This window comes from Mesorhizobium sp. WSM3224 (genome assembly GCF_000427725.1).
Taxonomy (GTDB): Bacteria; Pseudomonadota; Alphaproteobacteria; order Rhizobiales; family Rhizobiaceae; genus Mesorhizobium.
Genome location: NZ_ATYO01000022.1, coordinates 34002 through 53264, shown reverse-complemented (window position 1 = coordinate 53264; position 19263 = coordinate 34002). Strand labels below are relative to the sequence as shown.

Annotated in this window: 12 protein-coding genes and 2 pseudogenes; 11 read left to right on the top strand and 3 right to left on the bottom strand. The window is 56.5% G+C overall.

The features are described 5' to 3' along the window. Positions 1 to 646: 646 nt before the first annotated feature. The 10 genes from YU3_RS0125150 to YU3_RS0125095 all read left to right on the top strand — a co-directional run bounded on the left by YU3_RS0125150 (position 647) and on the right by YU3_RS0125095 (position 16820). Complete coding sequence (locus tag YU3_RS0125150) at positions 647 to 1576, top strand: 2-oxoglutarate and iron-dependent oxygenase domain-containing protein (protein ID WP_027168816.1); 930 nt, start codon at positions 647 to 649, stop codon at positions 1574 to 1576. A gap of 493 nt (positions 1577 to 2069) precedes the next feature. Further along, complete coding sequence (locus tag YU3_RS0125145; RefSeq protein ID WP_036259523.1) at positions 2070 to 2489, top strand: DUF2267 domain-containing protein; 420 nt, start codon at positions 2070 to 2072, stop codon at positions 2487 to 2489. Positions 2490 to 3126: 637 nt separating this feature from the next. Next, the gene (locus tag YU3_RS0125140; protein WP_027168814.1) at positions 3127 to 3828 is read left to right on the top strand and encodes a hypothetical protein; all 702 of its coding nucleotides are present in this window, start codon (positions 3127 to 3129) and stop codon (positions 3826 to 3828) included. Positions 3829 to 4639: 811 nt separating this feature from the next. Beyond that, positions 4640 to 5059 (top strand): SET domain-containing protein-lysine N-methyltransferase, encoded by a 420-nt coding sequence (locus tag YU3_RS39695; protein ID WP_084508294.1) that lies wholly within the window; start codon positions 4640 to 4642, stop codon positions 5057 to 5059. A 1061-nt stretch (positions 5060 to 6120) separates the two neighbouring features. Continuing rightward, entirely contained in the window at positions 6121 to 6870 is a 750-nt protein-coding gene (locus tag YU3_RS0125125; RefSeq protein WP_027168811.1) for an SDR family oxidoreductase, read from the top strand. A gap of 1068 nt (positions 6871 to 7938) precedes the next feature. Then, complete coding sequence (locus YU3_RS0125115; RefSeq protein ID WP_027168809.1) at positions 7939 to 8922, top strand: thiamine pyrophosphate-dependent dehydrogenase E1 component subunit alpha; 984 nt, start codon at positions 7939 to 7941, stop codon at positions 8920 to 8922. Between the two features lie 35 nt (positions 8923 to 8957). Next, positions 8958 to 9959 (top strand): transketolase C-terminal domain-containing protein, encoded by a 1002-nt coding sequence (locus tag YU3_RS0125110; protein ID WP_051334077.1) that lies wholly within the window; start codon positions 8958 to 8960, stop codon positions 9957 to 9959. A 663-nt stretch (positions 9960 to 10622) separates the two neighbouring features. Further along, positions 10623 to 12101, top strand: coding sequence for an aldehyde dehydrogenase family protein (locus YU3_RS0125105; RefSeq protein WP_027168807.1), 1479 nt, complete (start codon positions 10623 to 10625; stop codon positions 12099 to 12101). Between the two features lie 652 nt (positions 12102 to 12753). Continuing rightward, on the top strand, positions 12754 to 13935 hold the full coding sequence (locus YU3_RS0125100; RefSeq protein WP_027168806.1) for a Xaa-Pro peptidase family protein: 1182 nt from the start codon (positions 12754 to 12756) through the stop codon (positions 13933 to 13935). A 413-nt stretch (positions 13936 to 14348) separates the two neighbouring features. Continuing rightward, positions 14349 to 16820 carry an FAD-dependent oxidoreductase gene (locus YU3_RS0125095; protein WP_027168805.1) on the top strand — a complete coding sequence of 824 codons (2472 nt, stop codon included), beginning with the start codon at positions 14349 to 14351 and terminating at the stop codon, positions 16818 to 16820. Positions 16821 to 17134: 314 nt separating this feature from the next. On the opposite strand, the pseudogene YU3_RS41855 reads toward YU3_RS0125095, so the two are convergent. Beyond that, a pseudogene (locus YU3_RS41855) lies at positions 17135 to 17309 on the bottom strand (IS5/IS1182 family transposase); the annotation flags it as partial. Here YU3_RS41855 and YU3_RS37475 point away from each other — a divergent pair. Then, complete coding sequence (locus YU3_RS37475) at positions 17227 to 17631, top strand: transposase (RefSeq protein ID WP_084508318.1); 405 nt, start codon at positions 17227 to 17229, stop codon at positions 17629 to 17631. The pseudogene YU3_RS41855 and the gene YU3_RS37475 sit on opposite strands and share 83 nt — an antisense overlap. A gap of 255 nt (positions 17632 to 17886) precedes the next feature. On the opposite strand, the pseudogene istB reads toward YU3_RS37475, so the two are convergent. Together istB and YU3_RS0125080 are read right to left on the bottom strand one after the other, a co-directional pair. Further along, a pseudogene (istB, locus tag YU3_RS37470) lies at positions 17887 to 18676 on the bottom strand (IS21-like element helper ATPase IstB). Next, positions 18654 to 18995 carry a hypothetical protein gene (locus YU3_RS0125080; protein WP_027168804.1) on the bottom strand — a complete coding sequence of 114 codons (342 nt, stop codon included), beginning with the start codon at positions 18993 to 18995 and terminating at the stop codon, positions 18654 to 18656. The pseudogene istB and the gene YU3_RS0125080 overlap by 23 nt, the downstream one beginning before the upstream one ends. Positions 18996 to 19263 lie beyond the last annotated feature (268 nt).

The following is a 19263-nucleotide window of genomic DNA, read 5'->3' as shown; positions in this document are numbered from 1 at the left end:
CGACTGCGCCTGCTGACAGCTGCCTGAGGCCATGGGGGCACTATACAATCTGTTGTGAGGTGCAGATCCTGGGAAGCTACGACATCGAGCGGGTTCTGGCTAAGATTCGGTGAACCCGGCCAGGCTTTCGTTGATCATTACTAGGAAGGTCCCTTTACCCGCGGCCTTCTGAAATCGGACTGCAAAACGGGAAATGTTAAGCAGTGGTGGTCTGGTTTAAAGCTTTGCAAAAAATTCTTATCATATCTTGTATTGATGCAGCCGGATATTCGGTAGACATATAGGTAGAGATGTCGAACGCGCCCATGTGCATTCCGACGAATGGAGGAAGTCATCATGTACTTAAAACAATGGAAGTACGCTTTATCGTAGATGGCCTTAAAGGAAACCCGCCGCAACCGCCATGTCCAAGTCAGCATCGATCCTGATAGACCGGCCTGGAATACGTCGGGTGGACGCGTTTTTCGCGCAGCGACGTCCGGTCTGTTTGGCTGTGAGAGCCGGTTCGCAGCGGCGTCGCTCCCAAGGATGTGGGCAAGATGTGCCCGGGACACTGTCGAATCGTCCGCAGATATGTCGCGATGTACTGGCAGACTACTGAGTTTGCGACGAAGTTCACAGGCCAATGGACCAAGGATGAACAATTATGACCACACTACCACAAATATCACTGGAAAATCTGACAGCCGATAAAACACGGCCTGAAGAGCGCAAGCGCTTACGCATGGCATGCGAGGATTACGGGTTCTTCTACCTTGTCCAGCATGGCATCCCGAAAGAACAGATCGCGCAAGCCATCGAGGCCTCCCGGCGCTTCTTCGCGTTGCCACAGTCAACGAAGGAGCGCTTTGGTCACGCCGCTCAAGGGATCTATCCCACTATCGCCCGTGGATACAGTCCATTGCACGGGGAAATTCTACATCCCGACGCCGGCCGCGATCCAAAGGAAGTGTTCGATCTCGGAATCGACAGCGAAGGCGACCGTCGTCCGTTTGCTGGGAGCACGCTGCTTCCGGATGAGGTCTTGGCTCCTGGTTTCGCGCGAAGCCTGCTTGCTTTGCAGGCTACCGTGCTCCACGGAGTTATCCCGCAGCTCGGAACCGAGCTTGCCGACTTGATCGGTTTGGAACAAGGCTGGTTCCGGCGCCATTTCAGCCCGCCGACGCTGGGGCAACGCGTGATTCGATACCCAGCTCGCGGCGGCACGTGCGCCAAGCACACAGATGGTGGCTTCTTCACGCTGCTGCTGCAAGAGGAACTACCCACCCGGTCGTTGCAGGTGTGGTTGCGCGGGCGCTGGATGCCAGTGCCGAGCCTGCCCGACAGCCTCGTAGTCAATTTGGGCGATATGTTCCAGGCTCTGAGCGACGACCGCTTCAAGAGTACGCCGCATCAGGTCGCGCACAATGGTCTGAGTGATCGAATTTCGCTACCCTTCTTCATCTATCCCGACATTGACGCTAGCCTGACTTCGGGGCAAGGGGGGCACACCTTCAGCGTCGCGGAGATGATGCTAGGCAACATGGCGTCAATCGAAACCGGGAATGGTGCCGGGCGCGCGCGCGAACTGCAGTAAGTATCCGATTTCTCTAACGTGCACAGACTATGGCATGACGTGGCACAGCTTGGTGGTGCGCTGGAAGAGTCCAGCCGCCGTCGCGCGTCTCCACGGGCGGCCTGCAACGCGCCTCGGGAGACGCGTGCTGATCCGGTACTTTTTCAAGCAAGCTGCAGCGCCACGGCTTTTCGCTGTGCCGCTGCGCTGGAGGTGATGATTTCGGAAAAGGGAAGTGGAGCGGTCGGGGTGATCCGTCTTTCTGTGACTGCGGCGCGTGCCGGGAGCCGCGCGAATGCCAAGGTCAGGCTTTGCCTCTAGACTCTACGCCGCGAGCGGAAGGCCGACTTCAGAATCTAGCATCGACATCGGTATCGTCCTGCAGGAGGCGAACGGGCCGATTTTATTCATCTTCTTTGCAGCGCTAGTCCCGCCTGTCCAAGTGGGTCCACCCTCAACACCGGCGAAATGCACGTAATCTGATGCTGACAACCTTAAAGACAGGAGAATGCTCATGTACGTGAGCCTCGATCCGGACTATGCGCTGCAGGCAACTCAGAATTGGATCAGCGATCTGGTGTGGAGACTTCGCTGGCATGAACGCGAGCAGGTATACCGGGCTCTGATTGCGACGCTGCACGCCCTGCGCGATTGCCTGGATCGCGACGAGGCCGTGTACATAGGCGCGCAGCTGCCAGCGTTGCTGCGTGGCTTTTACTACGAGGGTTGGCACCCCGCCTGGCGCACCAAAGCGAGAAACCGAAACTCGTTCCTCGACCGGGTCCACGAAGGCGTCCACCGCAACCCGGCCGTAGATCCCGAAGAGGTTGCCCGCTCGGTACTAGGCCAGTTGGCGGACCGTATGTCTGTAGCAGAGATCCAAGAGGCGAAGGCCGCCACTCCAAGAGTGCTAAACGACCTTTGGCCAGTCTGAGATAGACCTCTTGAGTGAGTGGCGAGTTCCGAAGGTCTGTGGGATGGCCGGCAGTTGGAAACGTTGCGGCACTGTTCCGATACATTCTATGTCCGCCGGACTTCTCAGTTTTCCGGCTCAGGGAATCGCCTGGCGATGGCCCGGGATTGCACGGGAGTTATTGGGACGTTGCGATCTAACCACTCACGAGGGCGCTCGTTGGTGGTTTCCGCGGCAATGGTCCACCTTTTCGGCCCCGTCCGCGAGGATGGACGACCAAGGCCGGCCAGGCATTCGCCGTGGAATCGCTTATTCAACGCCGCAACTAAGGTGTTGTTCGACGACGGGGCGGTTCGGGTCGAGAGACAGAGAGGGAGCACGCAACCGTCACACGGCTGAATCGGGTTGTTTTTTTGGAGGACAGTTTACGCCATCGCCGATCGGTGTTGTGCCGTCGCGGTCCAGCCCGCACATCTTAGCGTTACCCAGATCGATTGATACCCGGCCGAGGTGGTGAGATCCCGGCTGCGAATGTAGGTCCTGTCGTGCCTAGCGCCACCTCGCTTGGTAATCGCAGAAAGCTACAAAATCTGGTAGTACCGATAATGTGCACTAGTCGGTACACTGGAAGTCGGCGGCATAACAATAGGCGGGCAAAGTGAACCGAAATTCGTTTGACCCGTTCAAATATTTACGGTGTGTAAACGATGCTGCACTAAGCGCTGGACTGCGGCTCAGAACGGGCGAAAACTTCGAACAATACATTGAAGTCACATCAAGCACGATTGGAAAATCGCCGACGGATCCGAGCTTCCGGCCAGATTGCTCGCGGCTTGAAGCTGACCGCGCGTTTTGGATTGTTGGAGAAGACCAAAAAGGCAGAGTGGCGCATGTTCAGGCGCTTCGATTGGACGATCTGCGGACGACCAATTTGGCTGGACATCTCGAGTCGTTGAAAGCCTTCTACACGGATCCAAAGAGTCGCGCCGCCGCCGGCTCCTCCTGTTCTTGCCTTGCGCCGACCGCCCAGACCATGTCCGGCATGGTAGCTTATCACGGCGACCTATGGCTGCGAGAGGATTTTAGGGGACGGGGATTGCCTAGTACGCTTGCTAGCATGGCGTTTGGGCTGGCGTGGGCGAAATGGTCACCTGATTTCATTTATGCTCTTGTCCCTAGTTGGATAATCGAGAAGGGAATCGCCGATCAGTATGGCTACCTTAACAGAGAAGCGCAGGGGGCCATTTTGACTTTGCCTGACCGCGGCGTCAAAGAGGATGATTGGCTTCTTTGGCTGACGCGGAGCGAATTGTCCCAACGCATCAAAGCCGCCAAGACGCCAGTGCAGGGGCTTGCCTGACTCGCTTGCGTTCAGAGCTCACGGTCTGACTTGCAGCCGCTGTCGGGATCGCGTCGAAAGATGCTGTTGGGCGATGCCTTCCTGATGCCGATGGTCGCATTTGGCTTTACTTGGCGCTGCGAGCAGTCTCCGCAGAACCGCCTACCCCGGCGCGACCGTACCTTGCAGCACGTATCGCCAGTGAAGGACAGGAAGAAAAGAATGCTGACGAACCAGTCTGATCCGCTCGGCCGCCTGGATCGGACCAAAGCCGCCATGATACTGGTGGAGCATCGGTGGCCATCGAGGCGCGTGGCACGCGTGCGTAGAGCGCGGGATGATCAAACCCTACTGCCTGCCGGCCGAAGGCTGCTCGATCGCCGTGCGCGCGACAAGTCTCATCAGGAGCTGGCTCACCCGGTCGAGGTGCCCGCAGGAGGTGTCAAGTAACCAGCGCAGCAGCACAATACCTCTCGCTTGGCAAAAGCAGCTACACGTTTTGGCAGGTGCCGCAAGGGCGAGTGCAGCCTATGTTCGCTCCAGGGACGCTATTTTCGTCAAGGATGGAGCCCTTGAGCTTCTCCCCGGTAGAAAATGAGCGCTGCCTCCTTGGATTCGGCGGCCCTTGACTGCAGCCCGCCAAGGGCGAGTTTACGGCGAAAACCTCGTAAGCGAGTAGGGTCGGTCTAGGCCGTCTGCCGATCGGATCATTCCGTGCGTTTCCTAGACGGCAGCCCGACCGGAGACGCACGGCACTGAAGCAAAATGGCGATCCGTCCGTAGCGGACACAATGCAGGAAGCGTTTCATGCATAGCACGAGTGGGGTCCAGAATGATCGATAAGATATTTGATCGAAGCAACTCAGTGTATATCAAATCTGTGCCATACAAAGGCCGAGGCCTATTTGCTAACGTTCCATTCAAATCTGGCGATATAATTGATATCGCTCCCACATGGGAATTTGACGAGCCTGCAGCGGCACTGTTCAAAAAAACAGGGTTACTCGAGTATTATTTCGTAAGACCGGATAAAGTATCGTGCGAGAACGGTATAGCTGGGTATGTTGTATTCGGGTTCATATCTATAGTAAACCACTCGGAGACCCCGAATGCGAAGACAGTTTGGGGGGATGGAGAAGCGGGCGCCTGGGCAAGCATTATTGCCATAAAGGATATAGGCATCGACGAGGAAATTACGCATCGTTACAATAATATTTTTGATTACCCATCAAGTGTCAAGTTCGTTAAATGAGTTACATGCTTGAGCTCGGTAACTTAAATATGGAACCTTCCCGGCGCCGCCGACGACGTCATGCGAAGGCCAAAGCCAAGCCTTAGCCGATCTCGCGGGAAGTCGTGAACGGGAAGGCTGAATCGCGGAATTCGGCGGCTGACGCCCATGAGGAACTTCTTAGGCCGGCCGCGAAACCGCCGAGGCCGGCCTGCCTTTGCCTGCCGGAATGCCTCTGGCATTGGCTGTCGCAGTGGGGGCCGGGCTGTTCCGCTGCTCCGACCCACGCGCACACGCGTCCGACGGCGCTTCTGACGCACTGCCAAAGATGTACTTCCCACGCATGGTCGAACTTTTCTGCCGCTAGCCAGCGCGCATGCACTTGGTCGCAATTCTTGCGTCCACTAAAAATCCGGCTATCGCGCAGTATGAACGACAGAAGCAGCTGGCGCTTCTTGCGCGGATCCTCGTTCGCCGAGCTCCGAACGCGACCGATCGTGCACCGCTTCATGCACCACGTCGGGAACTCGCCCGCCCGAAACAGCACGCTCGGTTGCGCGACATCCGCCAACCCTCATGAATTTTTCAGGCTAGATGGCCGAAGGCATCTTCGCCCCCGATCATTACCAACACGGAGTCGCACCTCGGATGATTGTGGTCGGGTAACAATTCATCTTCAATCCCAGACAAATCGCGTACTCCCGACGACGATGTTAGACATGTGACCTACGCAGTTTCGCCAGTAGCCTGAATCTGGCGAGTTTTTATCTGGCACAGATATTGCGCGGTATTATCCGGAATGCGTCGCCCAAACTCTGACGACTTGGCAGGCCGGCTGCGAGGCCACTCAAGATCGGAACATCCTGCTGGTCAACCGGCCGGCTGTTTGGCGCAAAGGTCGCCGAGATTGGCACCGACCAGAGCCGTCACTACATCCCGCTGCTTTGAGAAGGTCATACGGGCAGCGTTAGGGGCGATCATTGGCATTGTTCGTACCCGATCTCTCGGTTTGCATCTATATGACTCGAAGTGCCGCCAGCGAAGGACCCTCACGAATTCAAGATGTCAACCCAGGAGCAAGCATGATGCATCCCGACCTCATGAAGCGTTTTGACCTTACAGGCCGTTCGGCGCTAGTAACCGGCGGCGCACAAGGCATCGGGCTGGAGATTGCGCGAACGCTAAGGATGGCCGGAGCCTCGCTCACCTTGGCCGATCTCGACCTCGACACCACTAGGAAGGCTGCAGCCGGAGTGGGCCCTGACGTTGATGCCTTCCAGTGCGATGTCGCCGATCCGCAGTCCGTGCGCGACCTGGCCGCATCGATCGGGCCTTGCCCGGATATCCTCGTTAACAATGCCGGGGTCCCGGGCAAGACGAGAGATGCAAGTGACGATGACTGGCGCTTCGTCATCTCCGTTAATCTGGACGGAGTGTTCAATTGCTGCAGGACGATCGGCACTGCGATGGCCGAACGCGGCTCGGGCAACATTGTCAATATTGGATCGATCTGTGGCTCGATCGTTGCAAAGCTGCAGAGCGACCCAGCCTACAACGCCAGCAAAGCTGGCGTGCACATGCTCACAAAGAGCTATGCCTCCAAATGGGCAAAATCAGGCGTTCGCGTCAACGCGGTCGCTCCAGGCTACGTCGCCACGAAGATGACCAATGACTCCCTCGACAGCATTTCGACCTGGGCTGAGCTTACGCCGATAGGGCGCTTGGGCCGGACAGAGGAGATCGCAAATGCAGTTCAATTTCTCGCTAGCGACGCATCCAGCTACGTGACCGGCACAGTTCTTCCCGTGGATGGAGGGTACACGATCTGGTGAGTACGGTCTCCCATTTGCGAACCCGGCTGGGCGTCACGCGGGACAAATCGTTTCTCAAAATGTCCTGCAGGACGCCGGGCCGAAGGCTGCGAATCGTGACCGCTGCTAGCGCAGCCTCGCCGTCGCTTCAGCCGGTTAGAGGGAAGCACCGACAATACGCCGGATGGGGCAATTTGCGCAATATGTTCTGAAGCGCAGGCCGACCTCAAAGCCAGGATATTCAGAGGCAGGTCACGCCGTGGCGTCACACGGCCGCCCCCACCAGCCTTTGACCGGCTACCGACATTGTTGTCCAGGCTCGGACAAAGGAAGGCTACTGAGACTTCTTCGGACCACGCTCGGTCGTTGAAAAGGAGTGTGATTGCACAGCCTTAATTCAACTGGCACGGGATTAGCTACAACTCTCAAAACTGCCGAGAAAGCACTTAGAGCGGGATAAGGCCATTGCTGCAGCAAAGCTCCATATACGCGCCCGCGAGGGCCGTCCCTGCGGCAATGGACCACTCAAGGGGCTCGTGCTTGGCCCCCATTCGGCGCGTGACTGGTTTGAAGGCGACGCGCCAAAGCGCAGCGCTCGCCAGTTTGCAGCCGAGGGCCTTCATGCACATTCTAGGACCAGTTCAAAACAAGGCGTCACCAAGCCAAGGTCGGCGTCTCGCTCGCAATGCAACAACGCGCACAACCAATTCCGTGAAGCGAGGCTTTTGCTTACTGTCAGGGTTGTTCCGTTGGACGCCGTTCTCCACTCGGTCACTTCCGATCACGATGACCCTTTCCCGAGCGGGTGATCATCGACGCCCTGGTCCTGTGCCATCAGAGCGATGCAGCCTACCAGGCGCGCCCGAACACTCTGTCCACGATGCCTTCGTGAGTGGGTGGGGAAGGCCTTGGGCTGCACAAGGCCGAGCGCATCCCGGACGGTAGGCGAATTCACGCCCGATATGGCACTTCAAGTCGCCAATTCCAATAGATAAACAGGAAGTGTTTAATTAGTCACGATGTATTTACACGGCCTGCATTGCGATCAACGGCCACATCTTTTACTTAAATACTGGAGCAACGTGGATCATGCTATTGCAGGGTGACAGGAGACTAGAGGCTTATCGGCGCATGCTTCGTATTCGCCGATTCGAGGAAGAGAGTATGCGCCAGTTCAAAGGTGGCAAGATCCCCGGATACCTCCACACGAGTGTGGGTCAAGAAGCAGCGATCGTAGGGGCATGTCTCGCTATTGGGGATAATGACGCCATGACCGGAACGCATCGTTCGCATGGCCATCCGATTGGGAAGGGTGCCCATCTGAACGCGCTAATGGCCGAACTGATGGGAAAGGAGGGCGGCATTTGCAAGGGGCGCGGCGGGTCGATGCACTTTGCGGACAAATCGGTTGGGATTATGACCGAATCGGCGATCGTCGGAGGAGGCATTCCTCTTGCCACGGGGTGTGCTTTCAGCGCCAAGGTGCGGGGCGTCGATCAGGTCACGCTATGCTTTTTCGGCGATGGAGCGGTGAACCAGGGCACCTTCCATGAGAGTCTCAACATGGCGTCGCTATGGAAACTTGCGGTCATTTATCTTTGTGAGAACAACCTCTATGCATTCACCACCTCGTTGGCGCAAAGCCACGGGCAGGCGGACATCGCGCAGCGAGCGCCGGGCTACGGAATGCCAGGCCTAACGGTTGACGGGCAGGACGTGAGCGCTGTCTATGAAGCCGTGGCGCAGGCCGTTAACCGAGCGCGCGTAGGTCAGGGGCCCACACTTATAGTAGCCGAAACCTATAGATTCGATGACCACAGTTTCCGCTCAAGTAGCCGGGCACTTGGATATCGGTCGGCCGAAGAAGTCGAGAAGCACAAACGTGACCGTGACCCGCTTTCGCTATATCGAAAGGTGCTCTTAGAAGAAGGTGAAAATGAAGAGAATCTGAGGGCAATAGAGGACGAAGTCACCGACGACGTCAAACAGGCTTTACAATTCGCTTTGGCGAGCCCGATGCCTCGGCCTGAAACCTTGCCCGATTACATGTTCAAATCATCCCTTGCAGGCTAGCACACCTTCGCGGCTGTGCTGGAGGTTTTAATCCAATGCAAACTGACGTACAGAAATTTGCCGCTACGCCCGGCACCCATATTGAGATGACCTATTTTGACGCGCTCATGCAAGCGCAGGTAGAGGAAATGGCGCGTGATGAGCGAGTTGTTCTGGTGGGAGAAGACGTCGCAGTCTACGGCGGCGTCAAGCTCCTTGAGCAATTCGGCAGGAATCGGATCTGGAACACCCCGATCTCAGAAGGCAGTTTTACGGGAATGGGGATCGGGGCCGCCATCAACGGATTGCGTCCGATCGTGGACCTAACAGTGGGCAGTTTCCTCTATCTCGCTTCGGATCAGATAATCAACCAAGCCTCGAAGTTGCGGTTTATGACCGGAGGTCAAATCGACATTCCGGTTGTGGTTCGTTGCTGTATGTACCCGGTCGGGTCCAACGCAGCGCAACATGCCGACCGGCCATATCCGTTTTTCATGAATGTGCCGGGCCTCAAGATCGTCAGCCCGACCGGTGCAGCCGACATCAAAGGTCTTATGAAGTCGGCCATTCGCGACGATGATCCGGTACTTATCTTCGAAGATAACCACCTGTGGACCGTCAAGGGCGATGTTCCCACAGATCCGGATCATTTAATCCCGATTGGCAAAGCGGATGTGAAGCGCGAGGGGAAAGACATAACCCTTATCGCCGTCGCCGGCGCCATTCGGGCGACGATGGAAGCTGTCGACGCGCTCGATGAGGAAGGCATTTCGGTCGAAGTGATTGACCCACGTACCTTGAAGCCGCTTGATCATGAGGCATTTAAAAGCTCGGTCGCAAAAACAGGCCGACTTTTAATTGTCGATAATGCCCACCGCGTTTGCAACGTTGGAAGCGAAATCGCCGCTGTGATGGCGGAAGAGGCGTTCTATCTATTGAAGCGGCCTATCGTGCGCCTAAGCGCGCCCGATATTCACGTCCCATTTAGTCCGGCTCTTGAAAGAGACTTCTACCCTACGAAGGAGCGAATTATGCAAGCTAGTCGGCAACTGCTCTGAAATCCTTGTCCGTCTCTGCGTCCGGCGTATTCCCGCCAGCGTCGGTTGCCCCAACTATCGGAGAGGCCCAGTCGACGCGATCGTATATTCGGCCGTTGGCTCTGGTTGCCCCTAGTTATCAATGAGCGCGCCACGGCCATGCACCTAGGTGGCAAATGGGGTTGAACATCACCCAGTTTGGACCGCAAAGTGCGGATTGTTTGCGTCATCTGTCGAATTGCGTTGAGAATCTGCGTTTGCAGCCAATGTTCGCTTAAAGCGGCTCGTCGAATGAAATAATATTAGCCGTGCACTACGGCCTCCGGCCATGAAGATGAACATGTTGATGAATGAAAGGGTTCATTTCGAAGGAGTCCGCCCACTTTCAATGAGCGGTTCGCGCATGTAGGCAATTTGGTCTCGTTCTCTGCGGAGATGCGTCCCCCTCCTCAGTTGCTTGCTCGCTGAAAGCCTACCCATGGTTGGTAAGGCCATAGGTTGTTCATCCGCAGAATCTTGGAAAGTCCCGGTTGACAACGTGGATCAGCTGAATCGCTTAGGCTGAGATGGACGCCCGAGGGGTAGTGCCACGGTGGTTTTTGCATGAGCACGCCGAAGGTGATGCGAGTAGCATAAGGACGCAAGCCGAGAAGATAACGAAAACTTATGAAAGAATAACGACACATGTCCAGCACTGAAGTGTTTAAAAATTACATCGATGGAAGGTGGCAGGATTCTTCGTCCGGCGGACGGATCGAGGTAGACGATCCGTCAAATGGGGAAATTATAGCTGTTGTAGCAGAGGCTGGGCCCCAAGAGGTCCAACTCGCCGTTGCCGCCGCTCACCGAGTCTTTCGCGACCGCGTTCTGATCGACATGCATCCATATGATCGTGGACGCATGTTGTTTCGGATTGCTGATGCCCTCGACGCGCGAGTCGAGGCGATTGCGACTATCAACTGTGCCGAGACGGGTAAGGCATTGGATCTCGCCTATGGCGAAGTTCAAACAGCCATTAGATACCTGCGGTACTACGGAGGCTTGGCCGATAAGCTTGAAGGTCGTTCCATCCCACGCGGGGCCAACCTGGTCGACTACACGCTCCGGAGTCCGTTCGGCGTGTCCGCCCAGATCGTTCCGTGGAATGGTCCACTGGAACTTACGGCTCGGTCGCTTGCCTGCGCGATCGCGACAGGAAATTCAGTGGTGGTGAAGTCGCCAGAGTTGGCCCCGTTGTCCGGAATTGAGATGGCACGCGCCTGCGAGACGGCTGGGGTGCCTGCCGGAGCCGTCAACGTTCTCACTGGTTATGGCCAAACGGTAGGCCAGGCGCTGATCGAGCATCCCGACGTTCGCCATATCGTCTTTACGGGCTCCGCAGCTACCGGGCGAACGGTCCTCAAGGCCGCGTCGGAGCGTATCGTGCCCTGCATCATGGAATTGGGCGGCAAGTCGGCTGCGGTTGTTTACTCGGATGCCGATCTCGACAGCGTTGTTGAGGCGGTTCGGATTGGTTCCTTTCTAAATGCCGGCCAGAACTGCAACAACCTTTCGCGCCTGCTTGTGGAGCGTTCTATTGCAGGCGAGCTGCTACATAGAATCAAGGCTTGCGTGGACGGACTTTCTGTTGGACCAGGATGCGATAATTGCGACATTACCCCCATGATCTCCCAAAAGCAGCGACAGGGAGTCGAGCGAGCCTGCCAGACCGCGATCTCTCAGGGTGCTAAAGTTGTGACCGGCGGAACTGCTCTTGCTGAGCGGAGTGGCTATTTCATGCCGGCGAGCGTGTTTGCTGATGTCGAGCGACAGAGTAATCTTTTCAAAGAGGAAGTCTTCGGTCCTGTTCTCGCCATCACTACGTTCGATGATCCGGCGATGGCGGTCGACCTCGCAAACGACACCGATCAGGGGTTGGCTGCTGGCGTTTTCACTCGCGATATTGACAGGGCACTTTGGACCGCCGATCGCCTGTGGGCTGGGCAAGTTTACGTGAATGGGTGGTATGTCGGCGGCGTAGAAACACCATTCGGTGGAGTAAAGCAGTCTGGGTATGGCAGGGAGAAGGGCCAAGAAGCGCTGGATGGTTATGTTCAGACAAGAAACGTGGGGATCACGATCTCGGCACCACGGGACCCCTTCAGGCAAAGCGGCGCAGTTTGACATTGCCTATGTAGTGCCGGAGGCGCTGTCGCTTCGGGACAGCGTTGATCTGGTCGAGCCGCAGTGACGGCGTCTGGCTGGCGGGCCGACGGAGCCGGCTGCCGGTCCGAGGAGCGGGGGGCTCGAGACCGCCAGAGGCTGACGAAGTTCCACGCCCTCATCGTGGCGAGTAGGCCCGACAGCCTGCTGCGCCACTCCGACCAGGGATCGCAATACATGGCTGCCCAGCCCTGTATCGCCCGGCATTGATGGTCTTGTGATTCCGATTTTGTCGTTTGCGCGGCTGTAGATAAATTCAGTCATGTCCTACAAGTTAAAGGAGCGGACCTTCTTTCGTCACAACGTCGCAATCGCGGCGCAATGGCCGGCCAGAACGCTGTGTCACGCGCGGGTTGTCAAAGAAGCTGTAGCCCGCCTTCGCCGCTGCCCAGCTGGGAAAAAATCAACGCTGCTGTGACACTTCCGAGCAAAACGACCTTGGCTGACAACAGGATAAGCTCTGCGCAAACAGCCAAAACATGCAGCTTTTCTGCGGCGGTGGGCCGACTTAGCGCAGGGTAGCGTTCCTAGGCGTGGTAGGCTGTTACAAAGACGCGAGCAAGTGGGGGCGCTTGGTCCGGTCAGGCAACCCCGGCGAAGAGGACGATCTAGGATGACGTATGACAAACCCTTCCTTCCCGATGAGTTTCGACGTCGTGTTCAAGACGTCAAACGGCGGATGGAGCGAGCGGGACTGGACCTCCTAGTCTGCCAGGACCCTGCAAATATGGGCTGGCTGACTGGATATGACGCTTGGTCGTTCCAGTACCCGCAGGCGGTCTTGGTGCGTCTTGAGTTGGATGTTCCGATTTGGATGGGAAGACTAGTTGATGTAAATTCCGCCTTTGTTACTACAGATTTGCCACCAGAGAACATATTCTCGTATTCTGATCACCTAGTTAATCATCCAGAGCTGCACCCCTTCGATGACCTCTGTGAGCTGATTAAGTCGCGAGGATGGGACTCTGATCGGATAGGTGTTGAGATGGACGCGCATTACTATACTGCACGCGGACATCAGCATCTTGTGAAAGGAATCCCGAATGCAAAATTCTTCGACAGTTGTGGGCTAGTGAATTGGGCAAGACTCATTAAATCCAAAGCAGAAATCGGGTACATGAGAGAAGCAGGTCGCATTGTCAGTAACACAATGTTGGAGATCATCCCAACCCTAAGGCCGGGGGTACCCCAGTATCAGATCGCTGCCGAGGTATATAGCTCCCAGATACGTGGTATTGACGGAAAATATGGCGACTACACCAGTGCATGTCCGTTGATTCAGTTCGGGGACAACACGAACGCACCGCACCTCACTTGGACGGATAAACCGTTGCCAACATCTGGTTTAGTTCTCTTGGAGCTTGCCGCCGCGCGACGACACTACCATGCGCCGTTGGCGCGCACTGTCTACATTGGCAAGCCGCCTGAAGAGGTCAAGCGCCTCGCGAAGGTTATAGTGGAGGGGGTCGATGCTGTACTCGAAATCGCTAAGCCAGGTGTAGTTGTCGAAGAGGTTGACGCAGCCTGGCAGAATATACTCAAATGCAACGGGTATGTAAAAAAAGGCCGCTCTGGCTATTCCATTGGTCTGAACTATCCGCCGGATTGGAATGAACGTACCGTTAGCATTCGATCGGGCGATCGCACTGTGCTTCAAGCCGGCATGTGCTTTCATTTCCAAACAGGGATCAGGCTCGAAGATTTTGGGGCGGCGATATCCGAGTCATTCGTCGTCACCGAGGCTGGCGGTGAACGGCTGACCGATGTCGATCGTCGCCTAATTGTGGTGGACTAGGACAGGCCGATTGGACCCGCATCGGAACAATTGATGAAGGACTCGCTGAGAAGCGCCGAGCGAGCGCCCTGATGCCCGGCGAACCAGGGCGTGTGGCGGAGAGGTTGAAGAAGCAAAGATGACGAGCGCTGTGGAGAATAGAGGGGATTAGATATCGCCAGATCCCCGGCAGTACTGCGCTTGAAAGGGGTGTACGGAGGCGGCGTCAACCGAGCCATCAACGATCACCGTCCCCTCGACCGTACGACGGCCACATGGGGGTGGGGCGATGCTGGTCTAGTTAACCACCGGCCGCCCGTACGGCGCCAGCGGCAAGCCAGAGGCCTCAGCTGCTGAAGCACCAAAACGACCTCTTACTCAGAGCAGTTCCCGCGCCCTAACAAGCCAACGCGAGCAACCGAATAAGGAGACGCATGATTACCAACTCGCCCTTCCGTCCTCGTGAACTGTCCGTTCGCGCCCACGAGGTACTCGTCATCGGTGGAGGAATCGCGGGAGCGAGCGTAGCCTTTCACTTGGCAAAAAATGGCAAAAATGATGTCGCTGTTTTGGAGCGACACACGCTTACGTCGGGTACCACCTGGCATGCGGCCGGTTTGATTATGCAAACGCGTGGCACCCACGCATTAACCGAGATAGCCAAGTATAACGCGGAACTTTACGCCGTATTGGAAAACGAGACCGGGCAAGCGACAGGATTCAAGCGAAATGGTACGCTTGGTGTCGCTCGCACCAAACAGCGACTCTACGAAACTGCACGGAACGCATCAATTGCCAAAAGTTTCGGGCTCGAGGCGCACATCATCTCGCCAGGTGACGCGAAGGAGCTATATCCAGCACTCAACGCGTCAATAATAGAAGGTGCGGTTTATATCCCTGGAGATGGGCAAACAAACCCGGTTGACACGTGTATGGCATTGGCAGCCGGCGCTAGGAAAAATGGTGTAAAAATCTTCGAGAATTCTGAGGTCACCGACCTCTGGCGAACGTTAGATGGCTGCTATCAGGTTCGCACTGGCGAAGGCGTCATCGAAGCCGAAGTTCTCGTACTCGCTTGCGGTCTCTGGACACGAGACTTAGCTGCCAGACTAGGTGCGAGGATACCACTTTATGCGGCAGAGCACTTCTATGTGGTAACTGACACTGTCGACTTTGTGAAGCCAACCCTACCTGTGCTACGAGATACAGATGGCCATGTGTATTTAAAGGAAGATGCCGGCAAAATATTGGTAGGCGCTTTCGAGCCTTGGGGTAAAGCACTACCCATGGAGAAGCTTCCGAAGGAAACGGCTTTCATCGAGCTGGCCGAGGATTGGGATCATTTTGAGTTGCCTATGACCAAAGCGACAGAAATTGTTCCGGCACTGGCAAATGCGGGAATAACGAAGTTCTTCAATGGCCCAGAAAGCTTCACGCCGGATCTATTATTCATGATCGGCGAGGTGCCGGGAATGAAAAACCTTTTTGTTTCAGCTGGCTATAACTCCGAAGGCATTGAATACGGGGCAGGGGCTGGGCGAGCTTTAGCGGAATGGATCGTCGGAGGGGCGCCACAGATGGACATCAGTTTTGTCGATGTGGCCCGGTTTCATCCTTTTCAAATCAACAAAAGATATTTGCATGACCGTACTCCGGAAGTCTTGGGGCTTCATTACAAGATGCACTGGCCGGGTCACCAGCTTCAAACTTCCCGCGGGGTCCGAAAGAGTGTGCTTCACGACCGGTGGGCTAAACTTGGCGCTAGCTTCGGCGAAGGCATGGGCTGGGAACGTCCTATGTGGTTTGCTGGGCTAGGAGAGCCGACGGAAAACGTCTATTCTTACGACGAACCAAACTGGTTCAAATATACGAGCGAAGAGTGCAATGCCGCTCGAAACAATGCCATTTTATTAGACCAGAGTTCCTTTGGGAAACATCTAGTTCAGGGCCGAGACGCGTGTCGCTTCCTCCAATGGTTGTGTGCGGGTAACATAGATGTACCGGTAGGGAATCTTGTCTATACCCACATGCTTAATGAAAAAGGCGGAATTGAAACAGATATCACGGTAAATCGTCTTTCGAAGACGGAGTTTTTAGTTATCTCGTCTGCGACAGTACATCCGCGCGATAAGGCATGGATTGAGCGGCATATTACTGGTGGTGTGAATGTTACACTGACCGATGTTACGTCAGCTTATGCCGTCTTATCACTACAAGGACCGATGTCGCGTGAGATATTGTCCAAAGTTACAGACTCTAACCTAGGAAATGAGGCATTCCCATTCGCCACAAGCCGGGAAATCGATATAGGCTATGCGCGGGTAATCGCGAATAGACTTACTTACGTTGGAGAGCTTGGTTGGGAGCTTCATATTCCAACCGAAATGGCACAGCATGTCTTTGATGTTGTCTGGGAGGCCGGCCGGCCATTTGGTCTCAGAGCCGCAGGATACCATGCGCTTGAGCATTTACGTTCCGAACGCGCCTACCGGGAATATCAACTCGATCTTACGCCCGTTGATACGCTGCTTGAGGCAGGACTAGCGTTTACGATCGACTGGAACAAGGGTAGCTTTATCGGAAAGGAGGCGTTGATAGCCCAGAAAAACAATATTCCGTTAAAGAAACGACTGGTATCGTTTAAGCTGCACGACCCCAATCCAGTGCTCTTTCATGAAGAACTCATTCGCTGCGACGGCCGTATTGTAGGATATATTTCGTCGGGGGTAAAAAGTTTCACGATCGGCACGTCGATCGGAATGGGATATGTTCATCACTTGGCGGGTGTCACCAAGGACCTAATTGAGAACAGTCGATGGCAAATTGAGATCGCGGGGAAACTCTACGAGGCCGACGCATCGCTGCGGGCTTTTTTCGATCCAAATGGTGATCGGGCTAAGCGGTAATGAGCGAAGGGTAGAAGGAGCTGTGCTGACGTATGATAATTATCTCGAAACGGTGGGCCAATGCGCCTGGCCCGGCATTATGACGGAGCCGAGGCCGCTTGTGGTGTACTGAAAAGGGTCGAAGAACAGGTTTTGCATGGCTAATCGTCGACGGCCAGCATGCAGTTGGACAGATCGATTTGCAGCGGCTTTTGAACGGCAGGGCGCACAAACGGGCGCGGTTGGCCGAATCTGACCCTATGACAAGATCGTCGGCGCTTGCCTGGGTGGATGGCCGATTGACTTCGGCGTTGCGTCAATGGTTTTCGCCGCCACGCGGGCGCAGTTCGCCCCTGGTGCCATGCGAAGCGGGTGAGATTGTAGGCGAGGTCGGCCATGCCGATCTTGATCCTGGCCTGCCCGCGCGATGCTGATCGTGCGCACGAACAGGCTCATCCTGGATTTCTGCTGCGCGAAGACGTGTTCGACGAAGGCGCAGGTTTTCGCTCTACCGCCCATTGGCCCGCGACGTCGCCTCGCTCATGAGCGCTGGTCTCGCGAGGAGAAGGAGCGGTTGGTCGCGGCGACATTTGAGTCTGGGGCCAGTGTTTCCGAGATGGCGCGGTCGGCCGGAATCCATGTGAGCCAGCTTTTCCCGTGGCGCAACGAGCTCTGCCGGATTCCCGCGCCCTCCATCGCGCAACTCGTCGCCGTGGAGGTCGCCGCAGCGCTACGAGTGCCGCCGACGCCGGCGGAACCGCCACCGATCCCACAGTGGAAGCCGATGTCCACTCTTCGTCGGCGCCGCAAGCCCAGCATGGTGACGATCTAGCTTGGCGGTGGCCGGCGCCTGCGGGTCGAGAGTGACGTCGACAGCGAGGCGCTCGGCCGGATCCTCGATCTTCTGGAGCGGCGATGATCTCGGTCCCGAAGGGTGTGAAGGTGTGGCTCGCCACTGGCTATACGGACATGCGCAAAGGCTGAAGCGCGCTCCGCACCTATGTGTCGGCCGAGATTATGTGGCGGAGCCGTCCTGGCGCCAGCCTCTGGGTCGTTTTTGATATTTGTCGTCGAAGTCGTTTTCCGGTCAAGCGGGAGCAGCGTCTGTGACTGGCAGGACCTTGAGTTTGCGCATGCTTTCGCCGTATAGTTCGATGCGATAGGCGTTATGAACAAGGCGGTCGAGAACGGCATCGGCGATGGTCGGATTGCCGATCATGTCACACCAGTGATCCACGGAATTTGACTTGTGAGGATGGTGGAACGCTTCTGGTAGCGATCTTCGGCGATTTCCAGGAGATCGCGGCGTTGTTCGTCGTTGAGCTTCTCGGGCCCCCAATCGTCTAAAATAAGCAAGTCGGTTTTGGCCAGGCTCTTGAGCAGCTTCGCGTAACGGCCGTCTCCGCGGGCAAGGGCGAGCGTGGCGAAGAGGCGCGGCACACGGTGGTATGCGACCGAAAGGTCGTCGCGGCATGCCTTGTGTCCGAGCGCGCAGGCCAGCCAGCTCTTTCCGACGCCGGCCGGTCCGATCAGGAGCAGGCTGTGGCGCTGTCTGATCCAGCGCATGTCCCAAGCTTCATGAAGAGACTGCGATCGAGACCGCGCGTTGCACGGAAATCGGCGTTCTCGATCTGGGCGTCATGACGTAGTCTGACGGCTCGAGCTCTGGCCTCGAAGCGCTTTTGACGGCGCGTTGTCGCCTTCCGTTCGAGCAGGAGGGCAAGCCATCGCCGTGATCGAGGGCCCTTGCCTCCGATTGCATCTCCAGGTCCTGGAAAGCGTTGGCCATGCCGCAAAGACCGAGGTCGCGCAGCATGTCGATGGTGGGATTGGTCAGCATCGTTGATTGTTTTCTTAATAAAAGTAGCCGGGGCCACGAAGATTGGCGTGCGCGCCGACTGCGGCAGGTTCGGCAGTCTGCCTGGACGCTTTGTAGGTTTTGATGAGGGCGCTGATGCTTTTGCAGTTCAGGCCGCCGATCTCGAGCGCACGGGCCGAAACGGCTTCGGCCTCCGCCGTGTCGATCACCTGGTAGAGCTTGAGAACGCCGAGGTATGTTCTGAAGCCCTGTTCCGGATTCGGCCGGCTGGCAAGGATGGCGATGACCAGCCCCTCGGTCTGTGGACCGATCGAGCGAGCCCAGCGTCGGAACCGCTCCGGCGACCATTCCGCGTAGCGACGGTGCGAACTGGGCATGTGGTCCGGATCGGTTCCGAAACGAGCCCTCGCGGCCTCGTCGAATGGTTTCGAGCGCCTTCAGATTGCGCGAGCACCTCCATATGGCTGCGACCCCGCGTCCTCGGTGCAACGAAGTCCAATCGCGTCGGAAACGGAAATCGGCGCCGCCCGACGGTCCGAGATGCTCGGCACACCCTCGCAATACCTGCAGACATGCGTCCATTGCTTGTCCTTGCGCTCCGCGGTTTGACGATGGAAATGCCGCAGCAAGATGTTGGACGCTCAT

Excerpts from the sequence above, each read along its gene's own strand:
- YU3_RS0125110 (WP_051334077.1), top strand. The coding sequence starts at position 8,958 with ATGCAAACTGACGTACAGAAATTTGCCGCTACGCCCGGCACCCATATT.
- YU3_RS0125145 (WP_036259523.1), top strand. The coding sequence starts at position 2,070 with ATGTACGTGAGCCTCGATCCGGACTATGCGCTGCAGGCAACTCAGAAT.
- YU3_RS0125105 (WP_027168807.1), top strand. The coding sequence starts at position 10,623 with ATGTCCAGCACTGAAGTGTTTAAAAATTACATCGATGGAAGGTGGCAG.
- YU3_RS0125115 (WP_027168809.1), top strand. The coding sequence starts at position 7,939 with ATGCTATTGCAGGGTGACAGGAGACTAGAGGCTTATCGGCGCATGCTT.
- YU3_RS37475 (WP_084508318.1), top strand. The coding sequence starts at position 17,227 with ATGCTGATCGTGCGCACGAACAGGCTCATCCTGGATTTCTGCTGCGCG.
- YU3_RS0125095 (WP_027168805.1), top strand. The coding sequence starts at position 14,349 with ATGATTACCAACTCGCCCTTCCGTCCTCGTGAACTGTCCGTTCGCGCC.
- YU3_RS39695 (WP_084508294.1), top strand. The coding sequence starts at position 4,640 with ATGATCGATAAGATATTTGATCGAAGCAACTCAGTGTATATCAAATCT.
- YU3_RS0125080 (WP_027168804.1), bottom strand. The coding sequence starts at position 18,995 with ATGCCCAGTTCGCACCGTCGCTACGCGGAATGGTCGCCGGAGCGGTTC.
- YU3_RS0125150 (WP_027168816.1), top strand. The coding sequence starts at position 647 with ATGACCACACTACCACAAATATCACTGGAAAATCTGACAGCCGATAAA.
- YU3_RS0125125 (WP_027168811.1), top strand. The coding sequence starts at position 6,121 with ATGATGCATCCCGACCTCATGAAGCGTTTTGACCTTACAGGCCGTTCG.
- YU3_RS0125100 (WP_027168806.1), top strand. The coding sequence starts at position 12,754 with ATGACGTATGACAAACCCTTCCTTCCCGATGAGTTTCGACGTCGTGTT.